Source organism: uncultured Algibacter sp. (assembly GCF_947495925.1).
Lineage (GTDB): Bacteria > Bacteroidota > Bacteroidia > Flavobacteriales > Flavobacteriaceae > Algibacter_E.
In genome coordinates, this window is record NZ_CANMAU010000005.1 from 164,803 (window position 1) to 187,217 (window position 22,415).

Consider the following 22,415-nt stretch of genomic DNA (forward strand, 5'->3'; position numbering starts at 1 on the left):
TGTTTTAGTTACATGTATAAGTGCTTATCTGATGGAAGCATACGCGGATAATCTTCAAAGACAACTTTCCCTTTGTGAACAACAATAAGTCCATCAACAGGCGCCTCAGTAATGTAGTTTTTCAACGGAATTTTTCCCGAATCTAATTCAATCAAAAAATCCTCTATTTTAGAATTTAACCTTACAGGAAGTTCTTTCTTTTTATTGGGTATGCATTTTATTACTGATGTTGAAAAGAATTCACCGTAATTAAGAAAAATGTACCTCGAATCATTTCCTTGATGAGCCCAGTCAGCCAAAGTTTCTCCCCAATTTCCTTCCATAAATTTTCGATGAATTTCTCGGGAATCTTGAAGTGAAAAGTCAGAATAGTTTGTAAATTGTTTTTCTGTTATGGAAGCACCATTTTTTGCTTTCTCCTTTACAGTACATTGTACCATCAAAAAACATAAGAATAATATAAGCGTTCTCATTAAGGGTGCATTCAAGGTCTTAGCGCAACAATGTTAATAAATAAGACATGATCAAAGGTAGTCATTTTGGTTAAGTGGATCTTCAAATTGTAGGTTGGTTTTTAGACAATGGTTCTGGAACCCTTGTTGTTCGGGCATAAGAACTTCTAATGGTGTCCTGTAACCAGTATTTTCCTTGGTGCGTTATTGAGTCTGTCTTGTACAATTTGAAGTTGTTGAGCAATTGCCTTGTTGAAGTTAGTGCCTTTAGGAAAGTATCTGAGTCAGGTGTATTTCTTCTGCTTCACACAAAAAATCTAAAGGTATGATTTGTTGCGCTAAGTTTCTGAGTTCAGGATCCAGATTATTCAACGAACCATAGCTATCAAGATATGAAATCGTTATAATGTTCTATATTTTACGTTAAACGAATTTAGCTGTTTTTTTTACAAAGTCAAGAAAACGAGGTAAGTATAATTTATCCAAATTTGTTAATAACTCATCTTAAATATTAGGGCCAAAATTCTAAATTCTAATTTAAATTTTCAACTACCGTTATCAATTTAATAGGCCTCAGGAGATACTGAATTAAATTCAGTAAAATTGGAATACTTTGTAGTAAGCCATAAAAACCCACATTAACTTTATACGGTGTTGTACATAGTAATTATTATATATTATAATTCAATAATAGTTTCTCCCTTTAAAAGACGATAACTTTTTGATTTTTTATTTTGAACTATTTTAAGTTTTATATCATTATTACTTGTAATAGTTATAGTTGGTTTTCCTTTTTTGATTTCATATAACAGCGATACTAAGGTGTTTCCACAATAAATATTTTTGATTCCATGTCTGTCTTTTCGATTGAGAATCCATTCTATTTCAGAGGCACTACCATTTACTCGTATTCCAAGAATATTTTCTATTAATAAGGCAACAGGGCCAACTCCAGTCCAACCAACAAAGTCCTTACGAACTTGAAGATCTCTATTGCGTTCAAATGTTGCTGGGGAAAATGAATCTGGCGCATAACATTCCCATAAAGTTCCAGTTTCCTCAAATACTTGGTATAGTCCATCTAAATATTTTTCCGCGCATTGTGTCGCAAATTTTTCATTATTAGTCCTTTCTAAGCCCTTAATTACCATGTAATTGGTTGGTGCCCAAACCGATCCTTTCCAATAATTACCAATCGTAGAATAATCTTCTTCATCAGCGGAAAGTGAAGGAAATATATTTTTTCTCCAAAACTCATTTGGGTTTTTAAGATGTTCTATAAGTTTTTTATTCTGTTTATCTGAAGTAATCCCTGCTAACATTGGCCAAAATGACGCAATTGTTTTTATCTTTTGTTGTTTACCTTTAGGGTCTACATCGTAATAGATTCCATCTTCTTCATTCCAACACCACTTGTTAATTTTGTGTCCTAATTTTTTTGCTTTTATATTATATTTTTTTGCTTTTTTCTTATAATTAAGAATGCTACAGATATTAGATAAGTCTTGATAGTTCATTACCATTTGGCAGCTAATGTCTACCCATCCAACAGGTGAATAACTGCTATGACCATCGGGTCTTTCGTTGTCTCTTGGTGTGTTGTCCATTCCCGAGGCCTGTCCATTAGTCCAGTATAATTGATGAGGCGTATTTATAGACATACGATGTTTTTCTAACCATTCAACATATTTTTCAAGGACTGGAAAAACGATTTTAAAACGAGAGTCGTCTCCTGTCAGTTCGTAGTTTTTCATTTCTACCCAACTAAATACAGGAGGGTTGATGGTTCTAGAGAAGTTTTTTCCACCTCCCCATGGATGATCACTTCCATCTGCTTCGGCAATAACTCTCCAAATTAATCCATCATTATGTTGACGGCAATAAAAATTATCATGAGATTCTATAGCTGGAAAAATATTATGACCATATCTTGCAAACATAATCATAAAGTGGGTATCCCATTGAAAAATGAGCTCGTTGAAGGCTTCATCTATAAAATTAGAAACAAAAGGAGAGCCCTGAGGCGGTTTTTTAAAATTCGAAAAAGCAAGTTCCCATGTTTTCCAATACATTTCTACCCATTCAGGATGGTCATCGAGAATTGGGATAGGAAGTTGTTTTTTGCTTTCTTGAAAGGTTGGAATGGGTTTGTTATCATATTTCTTTTTTTCAAAAAATTTCCCTCTTTCAGTTTGAGCTATAGAAGGAATACAAATTATTAAAATGAATAGAAAAGCTATAGGTTTCATCGTTATTTTTTTAAGTATGTACAACTATCATGATATGAAATCGTTCTAATGTCTTATATCCTACTTTAAACGAATTTAGTTGATTTTTTGTACAAAATCAAGAAAACAAGGTGAGTATAATTCATCCTATATTTGTTAATAACTCCTATCAAATTTTAAGCCTAAAATTCTAAATTCTAAATTGAATTTTTAACTTTGTTATCAATTCAATAGGCATCATATAGATGCTGAATTAAATTCAGCAAAATTGGAACACTTTGTAGTATCGGCTAGAAAATACAGGCCCCAAACGTTTAAAGACGTGGTTGGGCAGCAAGCCATTACAAACACTTTGCTTAATGCCATTGATAATAATCATTTAGCACAAGCCCTACTATTTACAGGGCCACGAGGTGTAGGTAAAACAACTTGCGCTAGAATTTTAGCTAAAATGATTAATAGTGATGGTTCTGAATCGGTTGATGAAGATTTTGCTTTTAATATTTTTGAATTAGATGCCGCATCCAATAACTCGGTTGACGACATTAGAAGTTTAACAGATCAAGTTAGAATTCCCCCACAAGTTGGTAAATACAAAGTCTATATTATTGATGAGGTTCATATGCTCTCGCAAGCGGCCTTTAATGCCTTTCTTAAGACTTTAGAAGAACCACCAAAGCATTGTATTTTTATTTTGGCTACTACTGAAAAGCATAAAATAATACCAACGATTCTATCGCGCTGCCAGATATTTGACTTTAAACGTATTACCGTTAAAGATGCTAAAGAATATCTTAAATACATTGCTGAAGAACAAAGTATAACTGCTGAAGATGACGCTTTGCATATTATTGCGCAAAAAGCAGATGGTGCCATGCGTGATGCTTTATCTATTTTTGATAGAGTGGTTAGTTTTTCTGGAAAAAACTTAACAAGACAGGCCGTTACGGAGAATTTAAATGTCCTTGATTACGATACTTATTTTACAAGTACAGATCTAGTTTTAGAGAATAAAATACCAGAATTATTACTTCAATTTAACACGACACTTTCTAAAGGTTTTGACGGACATCACTTTATTGCTGGTTTAGCCTCTCATTTTAGAGATTTACTGGTTAGTAAAACAGAAGAAACCATCGAACTTCTTGAAGTTGGCGACCAAACTAAAGCTAAATATTTAGATCAAGCTAAAAAAGCTTCTCAAGCCTTCCTCATGCAAGGTATCAATCTTGCCAATGAGTGCGATCTCAAATATAAAACGAGTAAAAATCAACGTTTACTCGTTGAACTTTGCCTTATGCAGCTTGCCTCTATCACTTTTGATGGAGAAAAAAAAAATAGCAAACATTACATAATTCCAGCTTCGTATTTTAAGAATAAAGGAATTAAGCCTATTCCTGTTCAAGTACCTTCAAAAAGGGAGCATGATGTTGCTTCTTCTAAAACTGACAGTCAATTTACTGAAACCAGGGAAAACACAAAGGAAGTTGTTGAAAAATTTCAAGTAAAAGAACCTCCAAAAATTATACTCAAACAGGAAGGTAAAAGAAGGTCTGGATTATCTTTAAGCAGTATTCGAGCTAAAAAAGAGCATCAAATTAAACAAATGGAAGTTGTTATTAACGAAGAAGAACTTCCTAAAGAACCCTTTACTGAAGAGGCATTTATTGTAGTTTGGAATGAGTATATCGATAAATTACGAAAAGATGGTAAACATAATTTGGCATCAATTTTATCAATTGATGTTCCAAAAGTAAAACGTAGCATAGCACATTTAGAATTCCCAAATGCAACAAACAAGGTAGAAGTTGAACGCCAACAATATGATCTTTTAGGTTATGTTAGAAAAGCTTTAAATAACTTCGATATTAGCTTAGCCATAACTATTAATGAAGTTATGGAAAAGCAATATGCGTATACAACTCTTGAAAAATTTGAGAAACTTAAGGATAAAAATCCTAATATTGATATTTTAAGAAAAACTTTCGATTTAGATGTATAAAATATTAAAAAACAATACATTAACTGTTTTTGTTCTACTTGCTGTTTTTGCGTTTTTTAGTTGTGATGGTCGATATAGAAAATTTAAAAGTCCTACAGAAGTATTGGCAGAATCAAATCTTACAAATGCTTTTAAAAAGCAAGTAAGATTTGTGCCTGAACAACCAATTGAAATTGTAACAGATACCATTATGAATAATGGTTTTCAGGTGAAAATAAAATACCATTCTTTAAAAGATAATTATATTAAAGAAACCTTTGATGTTTCGGAGAATTCGGGCGTTAGTACATTTTATAGTAATTTTGAAGCTAAAGTTGATATTATTAAAGATGGTAGTTATTGTAATGACTTCATTCTAAATAAGGCTTTTTTAAAAGATTTTCAATACCCTACATTTTGGAATAAAGCAATCATGCAATTTGTTTGGGTTAATTTTGAAGCGTCAACAGAAAATATACTATGCTTGAATACGACCTTTAGAATACCAAATACTGAAACCTTTAAAGATTTTATAATCACGATAGACAAAAAAGGTGTCGTTCAAATTAAGGAAAATATTTTTTTAGCTAAAACCGTGTAAATTATGCTAGGATTAAAACTACCAACTGATCCACGTTGGGTAAATATTGTAGAAAAAAATATTGAAGAAATACTTACTGATCATGCTTTTTGCGAGCAGAAGGCTACGAGTACTGCAATATCACTAATAGTAAGTTTTCCAGAATACACAGAGTTAATTCAAGAAATGGTAGCTCTTGTTAAAGAGGAAATAAGCCATTTTAAAATGGTACATGATAAAATACTAGAACGTGGCTGGGTATTAGGCAGAGACCGACGTGATGACTACGTTATAGAACTGGTTAAATTCTTTCCTAAAGGCGGTAGTAGAACCACTCAGCTTGTGCACAGATTACTATATGCGGCATTAATAGAAGCCAGAAGCTGTGAACGCTTTAGGTTGCTTTCAGAAGAACTTAAAGATAAAGAATTAGCCGATTTTTATAGGAATCTTATGGTAAGTGAAGCTAACCACTATACCATGTTTTTAGGCTTTGCCAGACAATATGGAAATAAAAAAGAAGTTGATGCCAAATGGCAGCAACTTCTTGAATATGAAGCTAAAATAATAAGTAATTTAGGTACTTCTGAAAAAGTACATGGTTAAAATTTATAACCAATTCCTACTTGAATATTAGTGTTTTTTGCGGTTAGACCTACATTATCATTAAACACATTTCTAAATCCGTAAGTATAACGTGCATCAACAAACAGCGCATAATTAAGTCTATATTCTAGACCTGCAACACCAGAGTATGCCATATTATTGGATAGGTCCCCTTCTTTATGAACTTTTAATCCCACTTGAGGTCCTACACCAGCATGAATTTTATTGCTTAACTTAAATCTAAACAAAATTGGGGCTTGGATATAATCTAAATGAAGTGGTTCTGCTTTGGCTCCTTCCGCCGAAAACTGCAGTTCCGGCATTAACGAAAATGTTTTAGAAAATCGGATACAGGCAAGAAAGCCAATAAATACACTATTCCTGTGCTTGTTATCAAAAGCTATAGTTTCATCGAAGTCTAAATTTGAAATATTCAAACCGCCTCTAATACCATATTTAACGCTTTTAGATCCTGAATTAGTCTGCTGAACTTTAACCGTATCCTTCGCCTGATTAGTTAATTCTTCTTGCGAAAATCCATAAATTGAAAAACAAAATAGAATTGCTGATAGTAGTGCTTTTTTCATCTGTTTATGTTTTATTAAATCTATCAGATGTAATTAGCCATTTATATAAAGTTTAATATGGCTTATTTCATTATTAATAGATTTGGGTATTAATTAATAACAATAATTGTGGTACGAATATATATTATAAATCCAAAAAAGAACAATTATAAAAGCTAAAGTGCACAATTCTACTGTGTATTGCTCGAAACCGTATCATAATAGATACTTTTTATTATTCCATCTGCTAATCCAATTTTTGGAACATAAATATTCTTAGCTCCGCTCCATTTCATAGCTGACAAATAAATCCTCATAGCAGGTATAATCACATCAGCCCTATCCTGATTTAAATCAAGTTCTGTTATGCGCTCCTCGTAAGAGTAGTTTTGAAGTGTATTATAATATGACGTCATATAGAAATATGAAAGCGGCTTTCCCATAGATTTTCCAGAGATTTTAAATATTTTATTAATGTTTCCGCCAGAACCAATAACCGATATTTTATCATATTCCCTGGCATTTTTACCAATCCATTCTCTTAGTTCTTGCCATGCTTCATTTTTAACCATGTCATTCAGTAACCTAACCGTACCAATTTTAAATGATTTGGAGGCTATCTGTTCTCCTTTATTGATAACAGTAAATTCTGTACTACCACCTCCAACATCAACATAAAGATATGTTTTATTAGGATCTATAAATTTATTTAAATCTGTAGCAGCAATTATTGCGGCTTCCTCCTCACCTCCAATAATATCAATACTTAAACCTGCATGCTCTAATACTAAATCAACCACCTTTTTACCGTTGACTGACTCTCGCATTGCCGATGTTGCGCAGGCTTTATACTTTACCACTTTATGAGACTTCATAAGCAATTTAAAAGCTAACATAGTATCCAGCATACGCTGCGTATTCTCTTTAGATATTTTATTTTTTATGAAAACATCTGCTCCCAAACGTATGGGAACCCTAACAAGAGAGTTTTTTTTAAATTGAACTGGTTTGCCTTTTTGCTCTATAATATTGGAAATCAAAAGTCTTACGGCATTCGAACCTATATCTATGGCCGCATATTTTTTAATGGAAAGCATATATTATTCTTCTAATTTTTTTAAATAATAATCGTATACAGCATATTGAGATCGTACTTTTTCATTGCCATTAACTCTATACTCATTTTCTTGTGAATCGTTTAATAGTCTTGCTTTTACGTTATCGTTCCAACTTATATTAAATGTTTCGATGATTTCTCTTTTAATATCTTCATCATAAATAGGACAACTCACCTCTACTCTATTGTCTATATTTCTGGTCATCCAGTCTGCAGAGGAAATATACAATTTTGTATCTCCACTATGTCCAAAGATATAAATTCTAGAATGCTCTAAGAATTTATCGATAACACTTATAACTTCTATATTTTCACTCATACCTTTCACGCCGGGAATCAAACAACAAAGCCCTCTCACTATCATTTGAATTTTCACTCCTGCTCTACTTGCTTCATAGAGTTTATCAATCATAGGGTAGCTGGAAATACTATTCATTTTTAAGCGAATTAGTCCCGTTTTTCCATTTTTTACATTTTCAATCTCGTCATCAATTAATTTAAATACAGATTTCTGAGTATAATGCGGGGAGACAATAAGATGCTTGTAAGTATTAATTTTATAATTGGTTAAGAAAAAATCGAAAATCTTATTTACATCCTTTAATATTTTTTGACTTGAAGTAAATAAAGTATAGTCCGTATATATTTTAGCCGTAGACTCATTAAAATTACCCGTACTAATAAAGCCATAACGCTTTATTTTTTTGCCTTCTTCACGCTCAATAACACACATTTTACTATGCACTTTAAGTCCAGCTACTCCAAATATTAAATTCACGCCTTCATCTTCCATTTGCTGTGCATAATCAATATTAGCCTGCTCATCGAATCTAGCACGGAGCTCAATAGAAACTGTTACAGATTTACCATTAATAGCAGCATTAATTAAGGAACTTGCAATATGAGATATTTCCGCTAAGCGATAAATAGTTATTTTAATAGTTTTAACTTTAGGATCTAAAGCTGCTTCTCTCAAGAACTTAACCACATATGAAAACGTTTGGTAAGGTGCATAAAGTAAATAATCTTTATTTGCAATTGCTTTGAAAATACTATCCTGCAAGCTTAGCCCTTTAATGGGTAAAGCTTCAATTTTATCATACATCAAATCTGTTCTTCCTAAACTGGGAAATCCCATATAATCTCTTCGATTATGATATCTGCCTCCAGGAATAATACTATCTGTATCATCTATCCCCATTTTCGACATTAAATATTTTAAAGTTTCATCGTTTATAGTTTTATCATAAACAAACCTAACCGGTTCACCAACTTGACGATGTTTAACACTGTCTGATATTTTTTCAATAAAGCTTTTACTTAAATCACTTTCAAAATCTAACTCACCATCTCTAGTAATTTTAATCATGTGAGCTGAAATACTGGTATACTCGAAAATATTGAAAATATCACTTAAGCAATGCCTTAGTAAATCGTCTACCATTATTATAAAATTCTTATCGCCTTGTTTTGGTAAAACCACAAAACGATCGACCGATTTTGGTATTTCGATTAAGGCAAATTGTTTTATATTTTCTGGCATAAGCATTTTTACGGCCAAATATGCACCACTGTCTTTCAAGTTCGGTAATACTACTGAATCGTTAAGAATAATCGTTACCAATGCAGGACTAACTACTCTTATAAAATATTGCTTTATAAAATCGTGTTGCGCATCATCAATCTGCGTTTCATCAATGATATAAATATTTTCTTTTTTTAATTCTTCGTCAATTTCCTCGAGTATTCCAACACTTTCACTTTGTTGCTTTATAACTATTTGAGTAATAATTTCAAGAAGTTCTTTAGCCTTAATACCCCCTAGTTGATTCTTTCCTCCTTTACCGGCCTCAACAATTCTTTTAACCGTAGCATATCTTACTTTAAAAAACTCATCTAAATTATTAGAAAATATTCCCAAAAAACGCAATCTTTCAATTAACGGAACTGTTTCGTCTTGAGCCTCTTGCAAAACTCTAGCATTAAATTGTAGCCAGCTAATTTCTCTATTTATATATCTATTATTTTTGGAAATTTCAGGTTTAGTCATCAAATAGTATTTAATATTAATTGCTAAACAAATATATTCTATTTATCATAAATATTATATCTTTAAGGACTAAGGAATTCCTAAAAATTTTGAGTTTTATTGGGAAAATTAAAACTATCTGATTTCATAGAAAACAATAGATATTACTTTAAATCTCTGGGGAATAATATTTTAATGGTTTTGCCTTGTTCTAAATGTATCCAATTGAAAATATCAAACTCAATTATTGTAACACCACAAGTAGGTACATTATCAATGTGCTCACTTCCATAGGCATTAACAAATGAAGTAATAGCATGGTTGTGACCAAAGATCATAAGATTATGCACAGAATTATCGCAATTTTTTATAACGTTGATTAATTCTTTACCAACAAAATCATATAAATTATGATTATAACGGACAATTTCGGGATCAATATTAAGGCCTGCAATAAAAATATCTGCTGTTTGAATAGTTCTTTTAGCATCACTACAAATTACACTATCAATACTTATAATGCTACTTATTAAATGGTTAGACACTAGATTAGCATCTTTTAAGCCACGCGTAATAAGAGGTCTTTCATGATCAATAACATCATATTCCCAAGAAGATTTAGCATGCCGTATTAGAATAAGTCTTTTCATATATATCGATAAAATGCATTTTTTGTCGTTAAAAAGATAATTTTATCGATAAAATGTTTTATTTATCGATAAAATGTGATTTATTTGTTCTTTAGAGTCTTAAAAGACATAATGATTGTGTTCTTTAAAAATAGCAATAATCTGATTTATAGTAAGTTATTTTTTATGAAATTAACAAGCGATAAAACTTTTAATTATATCGATAATAGGACATGTTTTAACCTTTAATCGAATATTTATGTGATTTGCCATTTTTTTTTGAACACCTATTATCATATATGTTCTTTTGCTAGACCTACTTAAAAATGAAATTTATGACCCCAATTGAATCAGAGTGTTATTTAACACTTAAATTTAGAAGTACCTCTTTTCTTGTTTTCCCCTCAAAAACTTGTATTGATTTTTTATTAACAAACTGTATTAGCAATAGTTATGGCATTTAGTTGCCCTATATTGTCCTAGAATATACTTTAACAGAACAAGCCAATATTTTAATCTTACTGAGCCATGAAAAACAAATCTGCCTTTAAACTTTCTTTTCTTTTAGTATTTTTTTCTATTTACTTATTGCCATCAAGTTATATGATGGGACAGGATAGAGATATTTTTGAAATTTCAGATAATTCTGGTTTTGACCAAAATGATAGAGAAGATTTCTATGATTTAGCATTTAATTTAAAAACTACTGTTTACCTAAAAGGCAACAAGGTTGAGAATAAGTATGGTGAAGGAGATGTTGTAAAGATTTCTTTAGAAGATATTAATTCAACCGATATCTTAGTCTTAAATCAAATGGAATATAAGTCTGCTGAATTGATTACTATTAAGATTAAGAACGTTAACGAACTTAGCAGCAAAATAGATTTAACAGAATTATCAGAGATGACAAATTTAAAGTTCATTTTTATCAAATGTCTTTTTAAAACAAGCTCTCAGCAGATTGAAAGCTTTATTTCGGCAAATCCTAATGTTAGGATATTTTATTTTGCTCAAAATCCACATTAATAGTTATTTGATCCATTTTAAAAAAGTAGTCAAATGAAAAAATTATACGCAACTCATTCTATGTTTTTAACAAAAAAGCACACTTTACCTTTCTTGTTCTTTCTTTTTATTGGAATAATAAGTATACAAGGTCAAGTACGAGAGCCTTTTAGCCCTAGAGTATCGAACCTGCCTCCATCAAGCTCCATTTACACTGTAAAAGGAGATTTCCAAATGATTGGCAATACAAATCTTACTTTAGTGAATTATAACAATAATAGCACGAATAATAATGATATGCGGTATGTTGATATTGATAGCGATACCGATAATGATGGTGTACAAGACAACCCAGGTGTTAATAATACATGGAATTCATCTTCCGCCACATTAAATTTTTCTACAGAAAATGGTGCCCTTCCAGAATGTTCTAATATTTTATATGCCGGTTTATATTGGTTTGGTAGAGCTAATGTTGGTGCTGATGATAATGCTGATGGTGATAATAACCCTAATACATTCAGAATTACTAAAGGTTCTGAAACTAAAGATTTTGATAAAACCAAAGTTTTACTCAACGGACCTGGAGCAAATGGTTACGAAGAAATTCAAGCTAGCGTCGTTAGTGGTAATGACGAAATATACTTCCCTTCGGATATAGATCAAAATATTTATACTGCATTTGCTGATATCACCGCTTATGTAAACGATACTGATAGAGGTGGTATTGGAGAATATTTTGTTGCTGATATGGCATTAAGAGAAGGGAGTTCTGATCAAAATGGCCTCACTGGAGGTTGGGGTATTGTAGTTGTATACGAGAACTCTAAAATGAACTGGAGGGATATAACTGTTTTTGATGGTCATGCTTTTGTAGGAGGTAATGGTCCAAGTGAAATCTATTCTTTTGACGTCAATGGTTTTAATGCGGCGTTGGGAGGAGATGTGAATATAAAGCTTGGTGTTATGGCCAGTGAAGGAGAAAGAGGTTTTACTTCTGATTATCTTGAGATTGAGGTTCTAAATACAGATACTTATCAAAGATTAACACATCCTGCAACAAATTCTGATAGTAATTTTTTCACATCTTCTATTTTAACTGGAGGAAATATTAGAAACCCATCCCTGTTTAACAATACAGGAGTAGATATTTTAATGTTTGATATTCCAAATGCAGGAAATAGCGTAATTACTAATGGGCAAAGCTCTACATCCTTTAGATATGGGTCAAGTTCAGATGGTTATGCTATTTTTAATGTAACGTTTTCTGTAGATGCTTATGTGCCTGAACCAGTAGGCGTATTAACAAACACAACTATTAATGGGAATGCAAACCCTCCAAATTTGACTTTAGAGCCAGGTGGTAATGCAGACTTTGATATTCAACTAACAAATAGAGGTACTGAAGCAATTATCGGTAATGTTCTTACTATTCCTATACCTGCCAATGTTGATGTTAGTAATTTATCATTTAATGAAAATACATTTTACACACCTCTTGTGAATTACTCGGCACCTATTTATGATCCAGATACAAATTTAGGCCCTAATGGAGCTATAGTATGGAACTTAGGTAGATTGCCATTACCGACTAATCCAGACACTGTGTTGGCTGACATAAGTTTTAGATTAACGGCCACACTAGATTGTTCAATTTTAAATGATCCTGATTTTGTCCCTACCATAAGTACAAATGGCTTTATTAGTGGAACTGGTGAAATTTCGGGTATTTCTTTCAATACGCCTTTAATTAAAGGATTTGAGCAAAATGGATTATGTATAGGAGAACCGATACCAACTCCAATTATTATTGATATAGACTATGTTTCTTTTGTTAGCGAGCCGCCAACTGCAGATACTCCAGATCCAATAAATGTAGAATGTCCAACTGATATTTCTGCTCCAGACACATCTGTTGTAACCAACGTTTTGACAAATTCTGGTAACCCAGCGATTATAGAGTTTGTTTCAGATACTTCAGATAATAATACTTGTCCTGAAGTCATTACTAGACGATATAGTGTAACAGATGACTGTGGTAATACCATTTTTGTGGATCAAATCATAACTATTAATATAACTTCACCGCTCAGTATTACTGAGGCTGATGGTTCAATTACGGTAGAATGTATAGCAGATGCTACAGAAACCTTTACCTTACCTACAGTAATTGATGCTTGTGGTAACACACTTACACCAAGTTCTGCAGTAATTACAGAAAATCCAGATCCATTAACATGTGAAGGAACAAGGACATATACGTACACATATACTGATTGTGCTGGTAACTCTGATGATTGGGTTTATATATATACTATTGATTTATTAGAGTTTACATTACCAGCTAATGATGTTGAAATTGTTGATAATTTAAACGATGTAGTTGTACCAACGCCACCTATTGTGAATGATAATTGTGGTAATACTATAGTTCCTACTGGACCTATAGCATCAACTATACCTGCTTGTCAGGGCGTTATAGTTTACACGTTCACATATACTGATTGCTCGGGTTATACAGCAGATTGGACATATACTTATACTTTAGAATTAACACCCTTTACTGCACCTGATGATGAAGCTGGTACCGTTAGTTGTATAGCAGATGCTATTTCTCCAACTCCTCCAGTTGTAACGGACTCAAATGGTAGTAATTTGCTGCCATCTGCTCCTACGATTACAGAAAGTCCTAACCCATTAACATGTGAAGGAACAAGAACATATACTTTTACGTATACAGATTGTGCTGGTAACTCTGATGATTGGGCTTATGTCTATACAATTGACACACCTGCTTTTACAATAACCGATGTTGATGGCTCAAGTACGGTCGAATGTATAGCAGATGCCACAGAAACCTTTACCTTACCTACAGTAACTGATAGCTGCAGTAATACGATTACCCCGAGCACTGCGGTAATTACAGAAAGCCCTACCCCATTAACATGTGAAGGAATAAGAACATATACTTATACGTATACAGATTGTGCCGGTAACTCTGATGATTGGGCTTATACATATACTATTGAAACACCTACTTTTACCATCGCAGATGTTGATGGTTCAAGTACGGTAGAATGTATAGCAGATGCTACAGAAACCTTTACCTTACCTACAGTAACTGATGCTTGTGGTAACACACTTACACCAAGTTCTGCAGTAATTACAGAAAACCCAGATCCGTTAACATGTGAAGGAACCAGAACATATACGTACACGTATACAGATTGTAATGGTAACTCTGATGATTGGGTTTATATATATACTATTGATTTATTAGAGTTTACATTACCAGCTAATGATGTTGAAATTGTTGATAATTTAAACGATGTAGTTGTACCAACGCCACCTATTGTGAATGATAATTGTGGTAATACTATAGTTCCTACAGGACCTATAACATCAACTATACCTGCTTGTCAGGGTGCTATAGTTTACACGTTCACTTATACTGATTGCTCGGGTTATACAGCAGATTGGACATATACTTATACTTTAGAATTAACACCCTTTACTGCACCTGATGATGAAGCTGGTACCGTTAGTTGTATAGCAGATGCTATTTCTCCAACTCCTCCAGTTGTAACGGACTCAAATGGTAGTAATTTGCTGCCATCTGCTCCTACGATTACAGAAAGTCCTAACCCATTAACTTGCGAAGGAACAAGAACATATACTTTTACGTATACAGATTGTGCTGGTAACTCTGATGATTGGGCTTATGTCTATACAATTGACACACCTGCTTTTACAATAACCGATGTTGATGGTTCAAGTACGGTCGAATGTATAGCAGATGCCACAGAAACCTTTACCTTACCTACAGTAACTGATAGTTGCGGTAATACATTAGTACCGTCAGAAGCAGTGATTACTCAAAGTCCTGACCCTATGGTTTGCGAAGGAACAAGAACATATACTTACACATATACAGATTGTGTCGGTAATTCCGATGATTGGACATACACTTATTCAATAAAAGATAATACTGCACCTGTTCTTACATTACCGGCAAATGCCACAGCTGAATGTAGTGATGATTTATCGCCAATTGATTTTGGTACAGCTACGGCTAGTGACAATTGTGATGATGCTCCTACTATTACCTTTGAAGATGTGAGGACAGACGGTGCATGTTCAGGAACGTTTACTATTGAACGTACATGGACAGCAACAGATGTTTGTGGTAATACTGCAAGTGCAATCCAAATGATTTCAACATCTGACACCACTGCCCCTATATTTGGTCAAACTGATTTACCAGTTAGCCTCATTGTAGAATGTGGGCAAGTTCCTGATGCTGAAACATTAACAGCCTCCGACAATTGTGGTGATGCCATTGTAACTGTCGAGGATTTAAGAATTGATGGGGATTGTGATAATAATTATGTTATTGAAAGAACATATACTGCTACAGATGATTGTGGTTTAACAAATACACATATTCAAACCATAACAGTTCAAGATACAACCCCACCAACTTTTGATCAACCTCTACCAGAAGCAAATATAACTGTTGAATGTGATGCAGTTCCAGAGCCTGAGGATTTAACAGCAACAGATAGTTGTAGTTTAGCTTTTGTAACAGTTAGCGATATTCGAACTGATGGGGATTGTAAGAATAATTACATTATATCTCGTACTTGGGTAGCTATTGACGACTGTGATAATACTACCTCTTACACACAAATTATAACTATACAAGACACTAAAGCTCCTGAGTTTATAGAGGAGACATTACCCGGAGATATTATAGTTGAATGTGATGCTATTCCAAATCCTGAAGATATTTCGGCTATCGATAATTGCGGAGAGACAATTGTTTCAGTTATTGATTTAAGAACAGACGGAAATTGTCCTTCAAATTATGTTATTGCAAGAACATGGATAGCAACTGATGAATGTGGATTAACCACATCGCATACTCAAAACATTATCGTTCAAGATACAAAGGCACCTATACCTACAACTACATATGAGCCAACCTTGGATGTTAGTTGTACTGATGTTCCAGATGCTCCATTGTTAGATTTTACAGATAATTGTTCTGCAAATGTTATTGTTGAATTTAATGAAGTTAATACGTTTGATGATGTTGCTTTACAAGATTATCAAATTATTAGAACATGGACAGTAAATGATGCCTGTAACAATAAGGAAGTGTACACACAAACTTTAAATGTTACTCTTGACGAAATATTCTCGGAGGTTGATACAGAAGATAGATGTTTTGAAGAGGGTGTTGTCGATTTAAATAATTATTTACCAAGCACTCTAAATACAGATGGGCAATGGGAAATGATTGAAGGAAATCCAGATGCGACCTTGAATGGAAGTATTTTTGATCCAACTGTACTTAAACTAAGTGAAGACTTTTTACCTGGAACAGGAGGAATTGACTATAAATTTAGATATAGCACAACAGATATGGGTTGTATAAGCATAACTGAAGTAGTAATGAATATTCATGCTGATTGTGTTGTACTACCTTGTGGTGAAAATGACATTGTTATTTCAAAAGCAATTACGCCTAATGGAGATGGATACAACGATACTTTCGATATTACTGGAATTGATTTATGTGGTTTTGTGGCGGAAGTTAAAGTCTTTAATCGCTGGGGGGCACTAGTATATGAATCCAGTAATTATACTCTTGGTAGCGTAGAAACCTCTGGTGCTAAAGGAGATTGGGATGGTTCTTCTCCAAGTTCATCTATAGGAGGTGCAGGGAAATTACCTAACGGGACATATTATTTCATAATCAGTTTAAAAAATAGTGGATTGAGTCCTTTGACTGGCCCAGTATACTTAGGAACCAAATAAAAAGTTAACCTATGAAACTTATAAAACATCATATAATCGCTATTGCGTTGTTTAGTAGTACGATAGGAATTGCACAGCAATTGCCCCAATTTACTCAGTACATGTACAACACAATCTCAATAAACCCTGCATATGCGGGAAGTAGAGAAGCTTTAAGCGTTGTTGGATTGCACAGAAGCCAATGGGTTGGTTTCAAAGGAGGACCAATTACGCAAACATTGTCTGTACATTCGCCATTAAGAAATGACAGAATAGGATTAGGATTGTCTTTTATAGAAGACGACCTAGGACCACAGAATTTTTCATACCTCTACGCAGATTTTTCATATTCAATTCCTACTGGAGACGATGGAAAACTTGCTTTTGGAGTAAAAGGTGGATTTACTCAGTTTAGTTTTGATACTGATTTCAGACTAGACAATTCAAATATTAATGACCCGTTAATCTACGGTACTCAGGATAGGTGGTCTCCAAATATTGGTGCAGGTGTTTATTGGAGTACGAATAGAATGTATCTAGGTCTATCGGCTCCTAGAATTTTGAATACTAACATGAATCAAGAAGAAGGTTTTGAAGCTCTGGAACGCATTAGCTATTATTTTACTGGTGGTGTAGTTGTTGACTTGAGCAAAAGTTTTAAATTTAAACCTGCCTTTTTAATTAAAGCCACTAACGGAGCGCCTTTATCTTATGATTTAACTGCAAATTTCTTATATAATGAAAAATTTTGGCTTGGTGCTTCATATAGAATAAACGAGCAGACTGCCGCTATAGGTGGTATTGCAGATTTTCAAGTATCAAAGCAATTACGCATAGGTTATGCTTATGAAAAGCCAATTTCAGATATTGCGAGTTATACTACTGGTACTCACGAAATTTTATTAATGTACGAGTTTAAATTCATTAGTTCTAAACTTAAATCACCTAGATATTTCTAAATACTTGTTTTCTATGAAATATAAAAGTCACATATTACTTTGTATCACGTTAATGTTAAGTGTTTTAACATACGCTCAACAAGGAAGACAAAAACGAGCCGATACGCTATTTAATAAATTCTCATTTGTTAAAGCTGCAGATGTCTATAAAGATTTAATTCAAAAAAATTACAATAGAGATTATGCTACAAGAAAATTAGCAGATTGTTATGCCTTTTTAAGAGACCCTAAAAATGCATCTAGATATTATAAAAGTGTAGTTAAGCAGGAAAATGTACCTGTTGAATATTACTATAAATACGCACAGTCTCTAAGAGGTATAAAAGAATACGATGAATCTCAGATATGGCTGCAACGCTATAAAGATTCAGGTGGTGTAGTAAACGCTAATGACTTTTCCAAGGATGTTAATTTTATTAGCAGTGTTTTTGGGGCTAAACAACAGTATTTTTTAGATAAAATTCGATTTAACTCGAAGTTTAGTGATTTTGGAGCTTTTGAACATGATGGCAATGTTTACTTTGCTTCAGCTAGAGACGAAGGTGTTGGAATTAAGCGTGTATATGGATGGAATGAACAACCTTTTTTAGACATTTATATGGCGGAAGCAGGGACTAAAAAAAATGTTGACCATACAGCAAAAGTACCTGGCGATGTAAATTCTATTTACCACGATGGGCCAGCTACAATAACAAAAAATGGACAAACTATGTATTTTTCTAGAAACAACTTTACGGAAGGTTTCGAAGCAAAAGACAATAAAGGTTTAACCAATATGAAAATTTATAGAGCGACGTTAATTGAAGGAGAATGGACAAATATTGAAGATTTACCTATAAATAGTGATGACTTTTCAACCCAACATGCAGCTTTAAATATTGACGATACTAAATTATACTTCACTTCTGACAGACCAGGAGGATATGGAGGTTCCGATATTTGGGTAGTAAACATTGAGGCTGATGGATCTCTTACCGATATGAAAAATATTGGAGATGTTGTAAATACTGAGAGTGCTGAAGGATTCCCTTTTATAAACAATGAAGGTGTTCTTTTCTTCTCTTCAGATGGTCATACTGGACTAGGTCTTTTAGACATTTTTGCCACTATTAAAGGGGAAGATGAAAACACTATTGCTGATGTTATAAATCTTGGTGTACCAGTTAATTCAAATAGCGATGATTTTGCATTTACTATGAATACAAATGGTATAACTGGTTATTTTGCTTCAAATAGAAAAGGTGGTCGCGGTAGTGATGATATTTATGCATTTCATAGAGAACCTGTACTTCATGTTGAGGGCGTTGTAACAGATGCTATTAACACACAACCTATTGTAGGGGCTAAAATTACCTTGTTCGATGATGAAGGTAATCAAATAGCTTATATGGAGACCGATGAAAATGGTTATTATCAAATAAATATTGACAGAAATAAAGATTATAAAATTGTTGCAGGCCAAGATAAGTATATTGATGATTATAGAAAATTTACTTCTAAAAACATTCAAACAGAGTTGATTACCATTAATGCAAATTTACTACTGAATCCAGTACCTAATGTTGTCAAATTAGCAGAATTAAACACTATTTATTTTGACTTCAACAAGTATAATATTAGAGAAGATGCAGCTATAGAATTAGATAAGATTGTAAGGTTGATGCAAAATGATTATCCAGAAATGGTTATTCGAATTGAGTCACATACAGATTCGAGAGGTAAGCTATCATACAACGATAAACTTTCAATTGATAGAGCTAATGCAACTTACGATTATTTAATAACTAAAGGTATTGACCCAGCTAGAATAACAGAGCATCAAGGTTTTGGTGAGCGTAGATTAACCAATGGATGTGAAGATGGCGCTAATTGTGAAGAAGAAGCCCATCAATTAAACAGACGTACACAATTTATAGTCGTGAAAATGGAATGATGCCCTTCTATTTTTAATTAAATACTGAGCATTATTATATATTCTTAAAAGGAATAGAAAAGATTTTTTAATTAACTCAAGACCCCATGAAATTAAAAAACTATATAATAGCGAGCTTCACTTTAATTCTAGGATTTTTGTCCTATGCCCAAAGTGGTAGACAAAAAAAAGCAGATAACCTATTCAACAAATTCGCGTTTGTTGATGCCACAAATGTTTATCATGAGCTCATAGACAAAAATTATAATGCAGATTTTGCAGTGAGGCAACTTGCAGACAGTTATGCCTATATGAGGAACCCTGACAGCGCAGTAGTTTACTATAAAAAAGCTATTGAACAAAATAATGTTCCTATCCAATACTATTACAATTATGCTCAGGCACTAAGAGGTGTAAAAGATTATGAGGAATCCCGAATTTGGATGAAACGCTATGAAGAAGCTGGAGGAAAACTTAATACATCAACTTATCAAAAAGATTCTGACTTTATAAACTCCATTTTTAACAGCGAGCCGCAATATTTTTTGACCGAAGTAAAATTCAATTCAAAATATAGTGATTTTGGTGCTTATGAACACAATGGCAACGTTTATTTTGCTTCTTCTAGAGATGAAGGAGTTTTATCCAAACACAAATATGGATGGAATGAAGAACCTTTTCTAGATGTATATGTCACAGATAAAAGTACTAATGATAGCATTGTAAATAATGGCTCAAAACTTAATGGCGATATAAATTCTATATTCCACGAAGGTCCTATAACCATTTCGAAAGATGGTAATACCATGTACTTTTCTAGAACGTCTTTTATTAAAAATAGTTTAGGTAGAAACAATGAAGGTATTTCAACGATAAAAATTTATAAAGCATCATTAGTTGATAATAAATGGACCGACATTAAAGAATTACCATTTAATAGTGATGATTTTTCTACAGGCCATCCCGCTTTAAATGAAGACGAAACAAAGCTTTATTTTGCTTCTGATATGCCCGGTAGCATAGGTGGTTCTGATATTTTCTATGTTGATATTAACGCAAATGGTTCTTACGGAAAGCCAAAAAATGCGGGGAGTGTTGTTAATACAGATAAAAATGAAAGATTTCCTTTTATAAATAGCGAAGGAATTCTTTTCTTTTCTTCAGACGGTCACCAAGGATTGGGATTATTAGACGTATTTGTAACCGTAGCAGATAAGGATAAAAATATAATTAATGTTTTAAATTTAGGAGTTCCGGTAAATTCAAATAAAGATGACTTTTCGTTTTTTATGAATGATGACGGTCTATCTGGTTATTTTGCGTCAAATAGAGAAGGCGGGATTGGTAGTGATGATATTTATGCATTTGATAGAATTCCTCAGTTAAAAATTGAAGGTACAGTTTACGATAACGCTACAAGTACAGCAATACCAGATGCAACAGTAGCTATTTTAGACGATAGTGGTCAAGAAATTGCCTTTGTTAAAACTGATGAAAATGGATATTACCAATTAAATATCGACAGAAATACGGATTATAACATTATTGTTAAAAAAGACAACTTTGTTGATGATACCAAAACGATCAGTTCAAAAGGTATTGACAGACATGTTTCTAGCATTACCTCTGACTTTTCAATGAATGTAATACCTCCAACAATAGTGCAACCAGTTACTAATTTAGGCACTATTTATTTTAATTTTGATAGTGCAACTATACGTTCTGAAGACACAACTAATCTGGATGAAATTATCGATTTAATGCTGAACACTTATCCGGGCTTGACGATTAAAATTGAAGCGTATTCAGATTCTAGGGGGGCTGCCAAATACAATGAACTCTTATCTCAAAAAAGAGCTAATTCATCATACAATTATTTAACATCAAAAGGAATTAGTGCTTCAAGAATTATTGAATATATGGGTTATGGAGAACAGAATCTAGTTAATGATTGTAGTGAAGCTATTAAGTGTACTGAAGAAGAACATCAATTAAATAGACGTACTAACTTTATTCCTGTACCTACCAATTATAAATAACCTAATTATAATTAACCAACCTTAAGAACCACTAGAAACTTAGTTTTTAGTGGTTTTTAATTTTAATGTATCACTATCATTAAAACAATTTAGTTAAAGCATAAGACTTTTAATCTTTTGAATCTTGGATACAGGTAGTCATTATTAAGCTTTATGTTGGTAGTATAATCACTAGATAAATACTCTTAAAGGTGATGACAATCCTGAACATCTTCAAAATGAATTCACAAATATCAATACTTAAGAGGTTGATGGAAGGTTATAGAATTGACTAAGATATCTTTATATTATATGGTTAGGCTCCAAAAAGCTAATAAAAATAAGACAGGTGAACCTAAAGGCTTTTTTTTGAATTTATGGCTAATAACAGAAATTAATCAAGGGAATAATTCTACAACTTTTATCTAAATGTAAATCGAATACATAGAAAACAGAGTTTGTTATTACAGATACCTAAAAACATAGAACTAAAACGAATTACACAAAAAATTCTCTCGAACTACCAGAGGT

The 22,415-nt window shown here is 32.8% G+C and carries 14 protein-coding genes; 8 read left to right on the forward strand and 6 right to left on the reverse strand.

Annotated elements, in window-relative coordinates; translation table 11 throughout:
* Positions 1 to 8 precede the first annotated feature (8 nt).
* Both Q0857_RS11900 and Q0857_RS11905 read right to left on the reverse strand, forming a co-directional pair.
* Entirely contained in the window at positions 9 to 473 is a 465-nt protein-coding gene (locus tag Q0857_RS11900) for a hypothetical protein (protein ID WP_298535516.1), read from the reverse strand.
* Positions 474 to 1,129: 656 nt separating this feature from the next.
* Positions 1,130 to 2,701, reverse strand: a complete 1,572-nt coding sequence (locus Q0857_RS11905; protein WP_298535519.1) for a trehalase family glycosidase — start codon at positions 2,699 to 2,701, stop codon at positions 1,130 to 1,132.
* Between the two features lie 247 nt (positions 2,702 to 2,948).
* Here Q0857_RS11905 and dnaX point away from each other — a divergent pair, with 247 nt between their 5' ends.
* The 3 genes from dnaX to Q0857_RS11920 are packed head-to-tail and all read left to right on the forward strand — an operon-like array spanning position 2,949 to position 5,847.
* Entirely contained in the window at positions 2,949 to 4,682 is a 1,734-nt protein-coding gene (gene dnaX, locus Q0857_RS11910) for a DNA polymerase III subunit gamma/tau (RefSeq protein WP_298535521.1), read from the forward strand.
* Positions 4,675 to 5,262, forward strand: a complete 588-nt coding sequence (locus tag Q0857_RS11915; protein WP_298535524.1) for a hypothetical protein — start codon at positions 4,675 to 4,677, stop codon at positions 5,260 to 5,262. The genes dnaX and Q0857_RS11915 overlap by 8 nt, the downstream gene beginning before the upstream one ends.
* A gap of 3 nt (positions 5,263 to 5,265) precedes the next feature.
* Complete coding sequence (locus tag Q0857_RS11920) at positions 5,266 to 5,847, forward strand: tRNA-(ms[2]io[6]A)-hydroxylase (protein ID WP_298535527.1); 582 nt, start codon at positions 5,266 to 5,268, stop codon at positions 5,845 to 5,847.
* Here the strand turns inward: Q0857_RS11920 and Q0857_RS11925 are convergent.
* From Q0857_RS11925 to Q0857_RS11940, 4 genes are all read right to left on the reverse strand, one after another.
* On the reverse strand, positions 5,844 to 6,434 hold the full coding sequence (locus Q0857_RS11925; RefSeq protein WP_298535529.1) for a porin family protein: 591 nt from the start codon (positions 6,432 to 6,434) through the stop codon (positions 5,844 to 5,846). The two genes, Q0857_RS11920 and Q0857_RS11925, sit on opposite strands and share 4 nt — an antisense overlap.
* A gap of 170 nt (positions 6,435 to 6,604) precedes the next feature.
* On the reverse strand, positions 6,605 to 7,510 hold the full coding sequence (locus tag Q0857_RS11930; RefSeq protein ID WP_298535532.1) for a Ppx/GppA phosphatase family protein: 906 nt from the start codon (positions 7,508 to 7,510) through the stop codon (positions 6,605 to 6,607).
* 3 nt (positions 7,511 to 7,513) lie between these two features.
* Positions 7,514 to 9,580, reverse strand: coding sequence for a polyphosphate kinase 1 (gene ppk1 / locus Q0857_RS11935; protein ID WP_298535535.1), 2,067 nt, complete (start codon positions 9,578 to 9,580; stop codon positions 7,514 to 7,516).
* Between the two features lie 143 nt (positions 9,581 to 9,723).
* Positions 9,724 to 10,209, reverse strand: a complete 486-nt coding sequence (locus tag Q0857_RS11940; RefSeq protein ID WP_298535539.1) for a histidine phosphatase family protein — start codon at positions 10,207 to 10,209, stop codon at positions 9,724 to 9,726.
* Between the two features lie 507 nt (positions 10,210 to 10,716).
* Here Q0857_RS11940 and Q0857_RS11945 point away from each other — a divergent pair.
* The 5 genes from Q0857_RS11945 to Q0857_RS11965 all read left to right on the forward strand — a co-directional run bounded on the left by Q0857_RS11945 (position 10,717) and on the right by Q0857_RS11965 (position 21,905).
* Positions 10,717 to 11,214 (forward strand): hypothetical protein, encoded by a 498-nt coding sequence (locus Q0857_RS11945; RefSeq protein ID WP_298535541.1) that lies wholly within the window; start codon positions 10,717 to 10,719, stop codon positions 11,212 to 11,214.
* A gap of 33 nt (positions 11,215 to 11,247) precedes the next feature.
* Positions 11,248 to 17,016 (forward strand): gliding motility-associated C-terminal domain-containing protein, encoded by a 5,769-nt coding sequence (locus tag Q0857_RS11950; RefSeq protein ID WP_298535543.1) that lies wholly within the window; start codon positions 11,248 to 11,250, stop codon positions 17,014 to 17,016.
* A gap of 11 nt (positions 17,017 to 17,027) precedes the next feature.
* Positions 17,028 to 17,954 carry a type IX secretion system membrane protein PorP/SprF gene (locus tag Q0857_RS11955; RefSeq protein WP_298535545.1) on the forward strand — a complete coding sequence of 309 codons (927 nt, stop codon included), beginning with the start codon at positions 17,028 to 17,030 and terminating at the stop codon, positions 17,952 to 17,954.
* A gap of 13 nt (positions 17,955 to 17,967) precedes the next feature.
* On the forward strand, positions 17,968 to 19,887 hold the full coding sequence (locus Q0857_RS11960; protein ID WP_298535547.1) for an OmpA family protein: 1,920 nt from the start codon (positions 17,968 to 17,970) through the stop codon (positions 19,885 to 19,887).
* Positions 19,888 to 19,973: 86 nt separating this feature from the next.
* Complete coding sequence (locus Q0857_RS11965; protein WP_298535549.1) at positions 19,974 to 21,905, forward strand: OmpA family protein; 1,932 nt, start codon at positions 19,974 to 19,976, stop codon at positions 21,903 to 21,905.
* Positions 21,906 to 22,415: the final 510 nt, after the last annotated feature.